The 13305-nt window shown below is 48.8% G+C and carries 10 protein-coding genes; 4 read left to right on the top strand and 6 right to left on the bottom strand.

What is annotated here, in order from left to right; all coding sequences use genetic code 11:
- Window positions 1-81 precede the first annotated feature (81 nt).
- Complete coding sequence (locus KOD92_RS08815) at window positions 82-303, top strand: hypothetical protein (protein WP_215233173.1); 222 nt, start codon at window positions 82-84, stop codon at window positions 301-303.
- Here the strand turns inward: KOD92_RS08815 and KOD92_RS08810 are convergent.
- Genes KOD92_RS08810 through KOD92_RS08795 form a run of 4 tightly spaced genes read right to left on the bottom strand, consistent with a single transcriptional unit; the run spans window position 293 to window position 6488 of the window.
- The gene (locus KOD92_RS08810; protein ID WP_215233172.1) at window positions 293-3391 is read right to left on the bottom strand and encodes an efflux RND transporter permease subunit; all 3099 of its coding nucleotides are present in this window, start codon (window positions 3389-3391) and stop codon (window positions 293-295) included. The genes KOD92_RS08815 and KOD92_RS08810 overlap by 11 nt on opposite strands.
- Before the next feature lie 17 nt (window positions 3392-3408).
- Window positions 3409-4449 (bottom strand): efflux RND transporter periplasmic adaptor subunit, encoded by a 1041-nt coding sequence (locus KOD92_RS08805; RefSeq protein WP_215233171.1) that lies wholly within the window; start codon window positions 4447-4449, stop codon window positions 3409-3411.
- 6 nt (window positions 4450-4455) lie between these two features.
- Window positions 4456-5823: a TolC family protein gene (locus KOD92_RS08800; RefSeq protein ID WP_215233170.1), complete on the bottom strand. Its 1368-nt coding sequence runs from the start codon at window positions 5821-5823 to the stop codon at window positions 4456-4458.
- 50 nt (window positions 5824-5873) lie between these two features.
- Window positions 5874-6488: a TetR/AcrR family transcriptional regulator gene (locus KOD92_RS08795; RefSeq protein ID WP_215233169.1), complete on the bottom strand. Its 615-nt coding sequence runs from the start codon at window positions 6486-6488 to the stop codon at window positions 5874-5876.
- A 156-nt stretch (window positions 6489-6644) separates the two neighbouring features.
- Here KOD92_RS08795 and KOD92_RS08790 point away from each other — a divergent pair, with 156 nt between their 5' ends.
- Entirely contained in the window at window positions 6645-8183 is a 1539-nt protein-coding gene (locus tag KOD92_RS08790; protein WP_215233168.1) for a sulfatase, read from the top strand.
- A gap of 6 nt (window positions 8184-8189) precedes the next feature.
- Here the strand turns inward: KOD92_RS08790 and KOD92_RS08785 are convergent, their stop codons facing one another.
- Complete coding sequence (locus tag KOD92_RS08785) at window positions 8190-8645, bottom strand: hypothetical protein (RefSeq protein WP_215233167.1); 456 nt, start codon at window positions 8643-8645, stop codon at window positions 8190-8192.
- Window positions 8646-8856: 211 nt separating this feature from the next.
- Between KOD92_RS08785 and KOD92_RS08780 the strand changes: the two genes are divergently transcribed.
- A complete protein-coding gene (locus tag KOD92_RS08780) occupies window positions 8857-9663 on the top strand; it encodes a metallophosphoesterase family protein (RefSeq protein WP_215233166.1) in 807 nt (268 codons plus the stop codon).
- A 4-nt stretch (window positions 9664-9667) separates the two neighbouring features.
- Window positions 9668-10255 (top strand): hypothetical protein, encoded by a 588-nt coding sequence (locus tag KOD92_RS08775; protein WP_215233165.1) that lies wholly within the window; start codon window positions 9668-9670, stop codon window positions 10253-10255.
- On the opposite strand, the gene KOD92_RS08770 is transcribed toward KOD92_RS08775, so the two are convergent.
- Window positions 10252-13263: a PAS domain-containing protein gene (locus KOD92_RS08770; RefSeq protein WP_215233164.1), complete on the bottom strand. Its 3012-nt coding sequence runs from the start codon at window positions 13261-13263 to the stop codon at window positions 10252-10254. The two genes, KOD92_RS08775 and KOD92_RS08770, sit on opposite strands and share 4 nt — an antisense overlap.
- Window positions 13264-13305: the final 42 nt, after the last annotated feature.

The raw sequence follows: 13305 nt of genomic DNA, 5'->3' as shown, positions 1-13305 counted from the left end.
CGCAGCCGACGCCTCAACGCGCCCCATTACGGGCGACCGATCCTGTTCGCTTCCACCACGCTTTTGGTATTCGGCGCATTCATGCTGTCGAGATCTGTCAAATGTTCCGAGCGCCCGGTTAACCGTGAGCAGGCGATCCACGCCACCGCCGCCCGCTGGTGTTACGATCCGATGAGCCGCAAGCTCGTCAGCAAACCTGTACCGCTCGTTGAAACTTCCTGCCTCATTCAAATCCGCATCAGCAGAATGGTTGAGAAGATAGCCAAACGAAATGCGCCGGGCAGCGGAACCGCTAGCTTGTAACCGACCATTGCAATTCCTCAACTGGTTCTTTCACAGGCACTTTACTCTCGATTTCCGGCGGCAGCAATTTGTACATCACCGGCGTAACCAGCCGGGATAACAAAGTGGAACTGATCAATCCGCCGATCAGCACGAGCGCCAGCGGGGAATATAACGCACTGTACTCGATCACGAGTGGCAGCAGACCCCCTATTGCCGTGAGCGAAGTCAGCAAAATCGGTACAAAACGGATTTCACCGGCCTCAATGATCGCTTCTTCGATCCCTTTTCCCTGCTCGCGCAGTTGATTGGTGAAGTCTACGACCAACAATGAATTTTTCACTTCAATACCCACCAATGCGATGAAACCAATGGTAGCAGTGAATGAAAGCGTCTCGCCGGTGAGAAACAACATCGCCAGACCTCCCACTATCCCCAGCGGGATCACGGAGAGTACGATCAGGATGCTTTTGAAGGTCTTGAATTCCAATATCAATACACCCAGAAAACCGAATATCGTCACGAGAATGATCAGGCCCAGCCCGCCAAAACTTTCCTGCTGACTTTCCTTTTCGCCGGCCACCGTGAAAGTCTGCCCTTTTTCAAACTTGAATGCATTAAGCTTCAAAGTAATCGCATCATTCAGCCGCTGCACATTGAAGCCGGGCTTCACGAATGCCGAAACCGTTACGTATCGATCTTTGTCGTAATGCCGGATCTGGTTGGGTGAACTTTCCAGCTCGATCGTCGCGACATTTTTCAAGGGAATACTCGCGCCGGTTGCAGAGGTCACATATAGTTTGTCAAAAACGCTGTAATCCTGGACCGACGCATTTCGGGGTACCGACACGTTCACATTGTAATTATCGGCTTTTCCCACATCCTCCCGGTAAGTAGCAACATTCAGGCCCGCCGCACCAAGCCTGACCGTACGATCAATCTCAGCGGACGAAATACCCAGGGTACCTGCCTTTTGCTTATTGATATTCACCCTCAGATCAGTCGGCTGCACAAGCAAAGGATTATTTACGTAAATGGTACCCTCGGTTTTGGCAAGCAGATCGGCGACGCGGAATGCTGTTTTGCGCAGCTGATCGAGATTTTCACCATAGATACGGTACGCGAGCGGCGCTTCTATCAGCGGCCCCTGCTCAAAATCCTTCACCTTGATCTCGGCTCCGGGATAACGTTCCAGTTTTTTCCGCAGCCGCTCGATCACCTCCACTTTCTGTTCGGTTTCCAGCCCTTCCACCTGCACAAAAATTTCCGCAAAGTTCTCACTTTCATTACGTTGGATCACATTGTAATAGACCCGCGGATTTCCTTTACCAACATTCGTCGCAAAAGATGTGATCAAAGGTTCCTGTTTCAGAACGCCTTCAACATATTTGGCAACCTGATTGGTCTTCTTCAGGTTGGTACCCTGCGGCAGCTCAATATCCACCAGAAACATCGGCTTTTCAGACTTGGGAAAAAGGCTGTTTCCAATCATCGGAATAAGGGCGAGCGAGCCGGCGAAGATCAGCCCGGCCACTATCAGGGTTAATGCAGGCCGCTTCAATGCCTTGTCGAGAATACTTCCGTAAGTGCCGTGAATGAGCCTTTTCATTCCGCGGAGCAAGAAGTTACCCTCTTCGCTCGCGTGTGGTTTCAGGATTACACTTGATAAAAAAGGTACTACTGTGAGTGAAACGAGCATGGATGCAAATACCGTCGTGATCACAGAAAGCGGCAGGCTGCGGATAAAGTCGCCCGCGCCTTCGGGCAGAAACACCAGCGGCAGAAATGCGAAAATCAGCAATATCGTACAACCGACCACCGCCATTCCGATCTGCGACGAAGCCTTGATCGAAGCCTCCACCCGGTTATAGCCCATTCGCAGGTACCGTTCTATATTTTCAACCACCACAATACTGTCGTCGACCAATATACCCAGCGCCACGATCATCCCGACAATGCTCAGCTGGTTGATATTATATCCCAATAAGTTCATGATAGTCAACCCGATAGCAAGCGACAACGGAATGGAGATCATCACCACCAGCGATGCCCGCGTGCCCAGCGGCAGCAATGTGAGCAGTACCAGTATGATTGCGATACCAAAGTCACGCGCAAAGTGGGAAAGCCGCGTGTCGACACTTTTAGCCTGGTCAAAAACCTTGATCAGGTCTATATTCGGGGGCAAAGTAGCTTTAAATTTCTCTACCACGGGAATCACCTGATCCTGCACTGCAATGATATTCTCACCCTCTTTCTGGCTCACGTTCACGAAGCTGCACCGGTAACCGTTCAGCCGGGTAAGGTGCGTTTCGTCTTCATAACCCAACTTCACCTCGGCCACGTCTTTTACGTAAACTATTTTTCCATTGGCAGTAGAAACCACCGTATTGGCGATCTCATCCAGCGTGCGGTAATTTCCACTGGTTTTGATATTCAGCTTTTTGGTCGACATACTAATGCTCCCACCCGGCACATTCACGTTTTCACTTTGTAGTGCGGCGATCACCTGGTTCTGGGTAAGCTGCTGATTGGCGATCTTTTGCAGGTTCAGGTTCACATTCACCTGCCTTTCCGGAACGCCCGAGTAGTCAACTTTTTTGAGACTTTTAATCTTTTCAAGCTGCTCTTTAAAATCCTTCGAATGCTTTTTCAGCTGCGCATAAGTGGCATTTTCACTGATCAGCGCATATTGGTAAATGCTTACGTCCGACGGTATCTGCTTATTAATTCGGATATCGGCAATATCGGCAGGTAATTGCCCGCGCAGACTATTGATCTCGCGCACCACTTCCTGGTATTTATCGTCGGGATCGGAACTGTATTTGTACTGGATCTGCATGACAGCCAGTCCGTCCTTGATATCCGTGATAATATGCTTCATATCGTCAAGCTCGTTGATCTTCTTTTCCATCGGATCGACTACGAGCTGCTCCATATCTTTCGGACTCGCGCCCGGGTAAATCACTACCACTGTAAATTGCGGCGGGTGAATATCCGGATCTTCGCTCCTCGGCATCGTGAAAAGCGAGTAAATGCCCAGCGCCAGTACGGCCAGGAATACAACCAGCGTAAACTGGTAATTTTTGACAGCAAATTCAGGTAATTTCATGATTTCGTCCGTTGCGTTTACTGTACAATTTTAATCGCCGAACCGTCTGTGAGGTAGGCGGAACCTTCCCTGATCACCTGAGTCCCGGCTTCAAGACCAGATAATATAAATGCCTTATCGCCAGACAGGTAAGCAATTTTCACCTGCTTTCTCAGTGCTTTCCCCGAGCCAGCCACGAATACGTAAGCGCTATCGTCTTCACCCTCGATCAATGCATCCAGGGGAACGGAAATCATGGTGGTTTTTTCTTTCGGGTAAATGCTCACTTTCGCAAAAAGTCCGCTCGCCAGCTTGGAAGCCTGCTTATCCACTTGTATCTCAGCCTGATATAATCCCGACCCCGCTTCGCTTCCCTGCGCGAGGGAAGTTACTTTTCCGGTAAAAGTTTGCGGGTAAGCGTCAAAAGTGATCTCTGCTTTTTCGCCACCCTTCAATCTCGCCCAATCCTTGTCCGTAAGGCCGCATTTAACAACCCAATCCTTGTTGCTCGTACTGCTTACGAAAAGCACCGGCGCGCCGCCCTGTACCTGTTCGCCCGCATTCTGGATTTTCTGGATCACTACACCGTCGGTCGTAGAAATGATCCTGGTTTGCGACATATTGAATCTGGCGATATCAAGCTGTTTTTCAGCCAGTAACATAGTTGTCTGACTATTTTCAAGCTGTTCTTTCGTACTTACACTATCCCTGTACAAATTGCCAATCCGCTGCGCGTCACGTTGCGCTTTCAGGAAATTCTCTTCCGCCTGACTCACCTGCGCCGCAATTTCAGTAGTATTCAATGTAGCGAGCACCTGTCCTTTCCGAACCCGGTCGCCCTCTTTAACCAAAACACTTTGGATAATCCCGCCAACTTTAAATGAAAGTCTCGCCTCGTTATCCGAGCCTAGCAGCCCCGATGTTTCCACCGCCTGCGCCTGATCGAGCGACGTGGAACTGATGATTTTTACCGGAATTGTCGGATCGGTTTCTTCCGGCTTCTTTTCTTCCTTGCAGCCCGCCAGCAGGATTCCCGCGCTGAGCAGCAGTATGAGGTTAATTTGAGTAGTCGTTTTCATATTGATTTAGTTTGAAAATACATAGCTGGCCCTCGCCCGTTCCAATTCTGCGGAGCGGGTTTGAACGTTGAGATAGGCAATACTTTGTTGCAGCTGATCACCAATCAGGCGGTTCTGCGCGTCGAGAAGCTCGATATACAGCAGCTGGCCTTCGCGGTAAAGCTTTTGCTGATCGTTGTAATATTGCTGGGATAATGCAGTCTGACTTTTGGAAGCCTCGAAAAATTGAGAAGCCGAACGGAGCCGGTTACCTGCGGTTTCTACCTGTAATGCAAGTTGTTGCTCTACCTGATCGATCTGCTGGCCGGTTGCCTTGCTTTCCAACGCCGCCTGTTTGGCTTTATATTGAACCCGGTTTCCGGCAAATACCCGCCAGTCAAGCGTGAGGCCGAACAGATAATAGCGGGTATCGTTATTGAATTTGATAAAATCACCCTGCGAGCCGAGGTCGATGAATGTGGAAAGTCTCGGCAGCGCCGCCGCTTTGGCCAGTTGCTCGGATAGCGAATTGATTTTGGAAAGGGATTCCAGCTTTAAAAGCTCCTCGCGCCGGCCTGGCTCTGCGTTACCGTTTTGCACAGTATCGACCTGCATTTCAGTCAGTTCCATTGGCGTATCCAACGGATTATTCAGTAAAAAATTGAAATAGGCAACTGCGCTGCGTGACTGATTCCTGGCATCTTCCAGCCGCGCCTCCAAACCGATCAGCTCGTTTTCCGACCGGCTTACCACCGTCCTGATCGCCTTGTCGTTTTTGACCAGCGCCTGATTGAAGCGAAGGTTCTCCCGAGCCAGTTTCACCGCATTTTCCAGGATACTAACGCCCTCCCTCGCCTGCACAAAAGCATAGTAGCTTAACTTGATCTCTTTCACCAACTCCCTCTTATATACGTCGAGCTCCGCCTGCTGAAAATTGATCTGTTCTTTCCGGATCCGGGAATTGTAGATGATCTCCGCATTATAGATCGGGAGCGAGGTCCTAAACTTGGCGTCGTAATAATTATTCGGGTTGAAAGTCTGGTTTACATTATCGACTTGAGGAAAAACCGACGAATTGGTGAGCTGGTTAAGTGAGCTATAAACCGGATTAAGCAGGTCCCCGATCGGAATACTGATCTTCCTGCCCCCGCGGGAGTCAAGGTAAGATGTATTGAAATTAACTTCCGGCAAAAAGAAACTCCTGGCTTCTTTCAGCGCATACATATTTCTTTCGAGCAAAAAACCCTGCTGCCTGATACCCTGGTTGTTTTTTAAACCTTGCTCAATATAATTTTGAAGCACTGTATCCTGCGCCGCAACCGGACCAAACAGACAGGAAAAGACAATAGCGTAGCCCAACAGCCGCCGCAAGGGCACCTTAAAGATTGCATTCATAATAAGTGATGTTTATTTACTAAACAGTGTTCATCAAATGGTAAATTTTTTTACGTTTTCAGACTTTGAAAGAAATTTTCAAATGAGGCATTAACAATATCCCGTACCACATCGTCGGGCATTTCCAGAATACACATTCTTTCCCGGATATAAAGGGAAACTAGTCCGTGAACGAAGGACCACACAGAAACGGCTGTGATGTATTTATCGGCGGGCCTGATCAGTTTTTGATCCAGACATTGAGTCAGGGTATCCAGCACGTAACCGAATGCGCATTCGCCGGCATTCCACCTTTCCTCATGCTTGATCTGCGATAAAGGCGCACGCATGATAAACATCAGATCGTAGTAATCGGGGTTTTCAAAAGCAAAATTAATGTAAGTACGACCGATCGCGCCCAGGCGTTCATAAGGGTTACTGATCGTGTCGTGCTCGCGGAAAAGCTTGACAAGGAGATCGAATGCATTTTCGTGAATTACATAGAAAATTTCATCTTTGTCCTTGAAATACAGATAGATAGTAGCCGGACTGTATTCTATATCCTCAGCAATGTTACGGATTGACGTCTTGTCGTAACCATGCTTCAAAAATAGCTGAGTTGCCGATTCAATGATCAGGTTCCTCATATCCTGCTTCTCCCGCTCTTTCCTCTCCTTGATTGCCATAGATTCTACAATACGCTGTGAATATACTAAACAGTGTTTAGCAAATGTACATTAATTTTTCAAAAAAGGATAAAAGGCAGGATATTATACTTGAACGGAGGTCTCTTTCACTTAATTTGCCACACTTATCTTCGTGAATCTTTCCTGTATTATCAAATGAAGAAACTGTTTGCTCCTGTTGTACTGGTAATTATCACCTGCCTGAATACCTTCTCACAAGTTGCTCAGAAACCTAATATCATCATTTTTCTGGTCGACGATATGGGCTGGCAGGATACTTCGGTGCCTTTTTGGAACAAGACAACTTCTTTTAACCAAAGATATAATACCCCGAATATGGAGCGGCTGGCGAAAGCAGGTACCAAGTTTACCAATGCTTATGCGATGCCGGTTTGTACCCCTACCCGCGTGAGCCTGCTGACGGGCGTGAATGCCGCGCACCACCGCGTCACGCACTGGACTTCGCCGGATCAGAATAAGAATACGGATCATCCAGACTCGGTTTTCAACGCGGTTGACTGGAATATCAATGGTTTGAGCCCGGAGGCTGGCATTCCGCATACTTTTCACGCCACTCCGCTACCTGCGGTTTTGCGGAATAACGGCTACTTCACCATTTTAAGCGGAAAAGCGCATTTCGGCTCTTCCGGTACCCCAGGTGCAGATCCTACAAATCTGGGTTTTGATGTGAATATCGCCGGCAGCTCCATCGGGCATCCTGCGAGTTACCTCGGCAAGAAAAATTATGATGCGCCAGCGAAAGGTAAGCCCAGCCGGAATGCAGTGCCCGGCCTGGAAGCTTATCACGGAACAGACACTTTTTTGAGTGACGCGATTACGATAGAGGCGCTGAAAGCTTTGGAAAAACCAATTAACGAAAAGCAACCTTTTTTCCTTTATCTCTCGCATTACGCGGTGCATACGCCGATCAATGCAGATCAGCGGTATCTTGCCAGGTATTTAAAAATGGGCCTCGACAGCGTTGAAGCGAAATACGCAACGCTTGTGGAAGGAATGGATAAAAGTCTGGGTGATGTGCTCGACTACCTTGATAACAAGAACATTGCGAAGAATACGGTAGTCATTTTTATGTCAGACAATGGCGGATTGAGCCGCACGCCACCGCGTGGAGGGAAAGCGTGGACGCACAACCTGCCGCTGAAAGCCGGCAAAGGTTCCGTATACGAAGGCGGCATTCGCGAGCCGATGCTGGTGCGCTGGCCAGAGGTAACGAAGCCGGGCACCGTGGCCGGGCAATATGTGATTATCGAAGATTTCTTTCCAACAATACTAGACATTGCGGGTGTAAAAAATCCTGAACTGATACAGGAAACGGACGGGGAAAGCTTTGTAAAAATACTTAAAAACCCGTCTCTCAAAAACGACCAGCGCGAGCTTGTGTGGCATCATCCCAATCGCTGGACGCCCGACGAAGGTCCGAATATCCATTATGCGAGCGCAATGCGGAAAGGGCATTGGAAACTGATCTATGATTACAAGAAAGCCAGTCTCGAACTGTATAACCTGAAATCCGACATTGGTGAAGAAAATAACCTGGCTGACTCCAATCCTGCGAAAGTGAAAGAACTGGCGAAGCTATTTACCCAAAAACTAAAAAAGTGGGACGCACAGTGGCCCACTTTTAAAACCACGGGAAAGCTGGTCCCGTGGCCGGATCAGGTTATTAAGCAATAAGCTACCTTACTTTCCTGTGCCCGCAGGCAAGGATGATAATTTTTCTTCGTCTTTGCTGATATCTCTTTTCAGCTCTTCAATATCTTTTGTCAGGCGATCGAGCTGATCGGCTGCTCTTCTTGCCCGCTTAGCCTCTTTGTTGGCTGAGCCGGCACTTTTGCTTGCCCGTCGTGCTGCCCTTTTGTCTTGCGGATCATTCCCCAGCTTGTCAGCAGCTTCCCTGTTGGCGTCTGCTGATTTTTGCGCGGCCTCTGCACTTTTCGCTGCTTCGTCGGTTTTGCTTTGAAGCTCATTTTCCAGCTTCGCAAGTTCCAGTTTGCGGTCATTTAATTTCTTGCTCAGTTCAAGAGCCTCTTTTTGGTCCTTCAATAGATTGATAGAGTCTTTCGAAACCACTTGCGCCGATAGCGAGCAAGTCATTATTGCTAACACCAGGGTTCCTACTACATTTCTGATTTTCATTGCTTTCTTATTTAAATGAGGTAATGCAGTTACAAGTGCAAAAACCGTACCGGCGAATAAGTCATGCCTTTACTCACTTTTCTGATTTTAGAAATTTATTAGAATGACGTTTCAGCGCGGTATTAAGGAATTTTAATCGCCGGGAAACGGTTATTTACTGACTCTCCTAGCCGAATTCGCGTAAGGTGATACCTCTAAAAACCTATCAAAAGTGAAGCCCGTTTTACGTTTTTTGCCCTTTGTCAGTCTGCTCTTCTTTTCTTCCTGCGACAGCCTGTTTTTATACAACCCCAACCAGGTCACGCTTCATAACGGAGAATCCAATCTCAATGCACGGAACGTCGCCGCGCTCGTTTCCCAGCCGCCGCCGGATACCCTCAGATTCATATTGATGGGTGACTCGCAGCGCTGGTACGACGAATCCGAAGAGTTTGTAAAAAGTGCCAACAAGCATCGGGATATTTCATTCGTACTCCACGCAGGCGACATTTCGGATTTTGGTCTTTCACAGGAATTTAAATGGGTCAACCGCATTCTTTCCAAGCTGCATGTGCCTTATATGACGGTGATCGGCAACCACGATATTGTCGCCAACGGCCCCGATGCTTACCGCAAAATGTTCGGGCCGATGAACTATTCCTTTGAATACGGCAGCCACAAATTCATTTTCATCAATACCAATTCCCGTGAATACGCATTCGACGGAACTGTACCGGATGTGAACTGGCTGCGGAAGGAGCTGGCGGATAACCCCGAAAACAAGGATATGATCGTGATCGCGCACATTCCGCCTTACGACAACGATTTTGACAAGAACCTTGAAAAAGAGTACGGTGAGCTGCTCGGCAATAACCCGAATGTGCACATGAGTCTGTACGGTCACCAGCATTCATTCAACGACGGGGAATATTACAAAGACGGTGTTCGCTACGTGGTCACGACGAGCATGGGTGCCAGGGGTTATTTGAAGATTAAGGTATGGAAAGGCGGGCAAGAAGTTGAACGTATTAATTTTTAAGGAAATGAGTAAATATCTGCTTTTAATACTTGCTTCGCTGTCCTTTGCCGCGGAAGCGCAGGAAGGTCCGAAGGCAAAGCGCTGGTACCTGCCCGATCACATGAAGCTGCAATTCGCGGGCGGCACAGGCTTTTTATCGGGCGGGCCTGGGTATAATTCAAGGAACAAAAAACTCGAAACCGACTTCCTTTTCGGCTATCTGCCCGAAGAATTCGGCGGGGACGCATTGATCACCATTACCGGAAAAACGACCTATTCGCCCTGGCGGGTCGCGCTCAAAAACGACTACTACCTGGCGCCCGTTTCAATTGGCATGTACCTGAGCTATACGTTCGGGCCACAGTTTGACTCGAAGTGGCCGGCCTACTATCCGAAAGGTTACTATTGGTGGGCGACTGCATTCAGGCCGGGCATTTACGCGGGCGGAAAAATCGGTCGGGAAGTGACGATGCATTCGCGCAGGCGGGGACTGGAATTGTATTATGAGATCGGCACATACGATCTGATGCTGATCAGCTATGTGCAGAACACAGGGTTTCTTACGCCGGGCGATATTTTAAATCTGGCTATCGGATTGAAGTTCGCATTCTAGGCCAGATCTTCTGTTTTTGATGAAATATCCCTGATAATATCGTCGAGTGAATGGGCTGAATGCAGGATATGTTCGAGCAATTCGTCTTTTTCTGTTTCTGAATTCTCGTAGTTCCTGAGAAGGTCGATCAGTGACATCATTCTGGCAAGCGGCGCCCGGATCACGTGCGATTGCATCCACGCTATTTCCTGCAATTTCTTGTTCCGTTCTTCAATCTCAAATACATACCGGCGCTTTTCCGTAACGTCGCGGCCGATCGAAATCCAGTGCGTAAGCGTACCAGCCGCATCTACAACGGGGTGAATGGAGAGGTTGATAAAATAGTGCTGCCCGTCACGCTGGTAGTGCAGCGTCTCCGCTTTCAGCGATTTTACATTGGTAATCGCTTCTGCAAGTCTGGCAAAATCGTTCTCAGGCAAGTTGAACCCCTTCAATAACATTGGATTCTGACCGATGACGTGGGCGGGCGTGTAGCCTGTGAGACGGGTAAATGCGCCATTCACATAAAGTATCCGAAGCTGCGCAATATCGCCGGGTTCCGATTGCGCGATCAGTACCGCGTCATTTGTATTGGTGATCACGGACCCGAGCAATTTCAATTCATACTCTTCCTGTTTTTGCTGGGAAATATCGCGCAGCACGCCGATCATACGCACTGCCCTCCCCGACCGGTTTCGCCGGATATAACCGATCTCTTCCACGAATGCATAAGTCCCGTCGAACCTTTCAAAACGATAATCAGCTACCCATTTTTGCTGGTCTTTATCGGCGAGCCGCAGTTCCAGACTCTGTACGGTAGCAACGCGATCGTCCGGGTGCAGGTGGCTCGCCCACTCTTCCAGCTTCATTTTTTCGGTGCCGATCTTCAATCCGAATAACCTTACATACCCGTCGCCCCATTTCACATGGTCGTTGATAATATCCCAATCGTAGATCGCATCGTTGGTAGCCATATTCAAGAGTTCGTAACGCTCGTTACTTTTCCGCAGGTCGTCAATGGCCTGCTTCCGCTCCGAAATGTCGATGCCGATACATTGAATTTCCGTTGGCTCGCCAGTGGAATCCGTCAATGCGATGAAGTGCCAGAAAACTGTCCGTGCTTTTTCACTTTGCTGTACGTGATCCAGCTCAACGGTACACATATGTCCCGGGTTGTGTAGGCATTTCTTAACCGCATTGATTGCGTCGGCGCGATGATATTGGCAGACGACCATCAGGCAGTTTATCCCGAGAAAATCGTCACTATTATAAAACCAGCGGAAATCTTCGTTGAAAGTACTGTTGTAATAAGTGTACTTTCCCGACAGGTCGGTTCGTACCACGTAGTTGGTTTGCGAATCGACGAGGCTCCTCAGTCTTGACTCGCTCGCGAGCAGCTTATCCTGGATATTCTTGCTGGCCGTCGTATCGAGGCACGCGCCGATCAACATGATCACCTTTCCGTTCTCATCCAGCTTGGTCTTTGTCCACGTTTTCAGGTAACGGTATTCTCCCGAGGAATGCACAATTCGTTCTTCAAACTCGACTTCGCTTTTAGTGGCTATTGCATGCAGGATATTGTCATGGACCCGCTGCATATCCAACGGATGCACGAGCCCAAGGTAGTTGTCCATAGAAGGTTTAAAACTGCCGCGATCCAGTCCGTAGATGGTGTACAGCGTATCCGACCACACGATTTCGTTCGTACCGGTATCCCATTGCCAGGTACCCAGCCGCGCAAGCTCCTGCCCCTGTGAAATGAGCATCGCCGCGTCGGCAATAAGCGATGCATTGCGGCGGCTTTCCAGGATTACAGTCAGAAGCGCGACCGCTTTATCGATAAGTTTCAACTCGTCTGCGTCCGGCAACCTTATTTTGTCATAATATGCTGCAAATGTTGCGATTACAGTACCATCTGACAGGATAATAGGATGTGACCAGCATGCGAGCAGGCCCTCATCCAGGGCAATATCCTTGTAGCGCTCCCAGCGGAGGTCGGTAGCAATATCATCTACAATCACCAGTTCGCGGGTAAAGGCCGCAGTCCCGCATGAACCTGTAAATGGGCCGATCGCTAAATCTTCGATTCCCCGGATATAGGATTCCGGCAAAGAAGGCGACGACCAGTTTTTCAGCTTATTGTCTTTAATAGCCAGAATCGAACACTTCATATCCGGGAAGATCTGCTCGATCCCCAACAGGTACCGATCGAGTACGTCGGTCAGCAACGAGTCTTTCTGTGCGCTCAGCTCGAGCACTACTTTTTCCAAACGTTCCACATCTTCCAGGCGCTTGGTTTCGGTAATGTCAACCATAAAACCGCATAACAACGCGCCGGATTCCTGACCCACGATGGTAACAATATCCCGGATCCAGACCACTTCTCCGTCTGCACGGATCATTCTGTAATCAAACCGGTGACTGGCGCCCGGCTCCGAGAGCAAAGGACAGAACTCTGGTAACGCCGCTCGGTCAGCAACGTGCATGTGGTTTTTCCAGAAATCGGGTTCGGAAAGCCACTGCGCTGCTGTAAAACCGAGGATCTTCTCTACCTGATCACTCACAAAACGAAACTGTAAAGTGGTAGCATCGGCCTCCCAGACGATACCGTCTATGGTTTGGATCAGATTTTCGCTTTGTGTGGCTTTGCTTGTTTCCGTTACGTCCGTAGAAGTAACAAGCAGCAACCGGCCTTGATCGAGGGGCACTATATCCAAGGAAAATATGCTGCTTTCCTGCTCCCCGGTGTGAAGTTTGTTTTGAAAAAAAACGTCGGGGCCGAGCTGTTGCGGGTTACCGGAACGTTTCACATCTTCCAACAGCCTGCTCCATTCCTGCCGGCTTTGCTCCGGCATAAGATTAAAGTGTTCAAAAAACCCTTTGCCGACCATATCAGCCGCAGATAATCCGCTCACTTTCTGCCATTTGCGATTGACAGCTACGACTGTAAAAACAGGTGAATCAGCTTCCAGCACCACTGCCGGCGCGGGTAACATATCAAACACTACATGAAAATCAATATTCACCATGCCCATATTCAAATCACACTGAAATATCGATATTTTATAGAA

The sequence above is a fragment of the Dyadobacter linearis genome, assembly GCF_907165045.1.
Taxonomy (GTDB): domain Bacteria; phylum Bacteroidota; class Bacteroidia; order Cytophagales; family Spirosomataceae; genus Dyadobacter; species Dyadobacter linearis.
The sequence above is the reverse complement of the archived record's forward strand: the minus strand, read 5'-3'. Positions and strand labels throughout refer to the sequence as shown.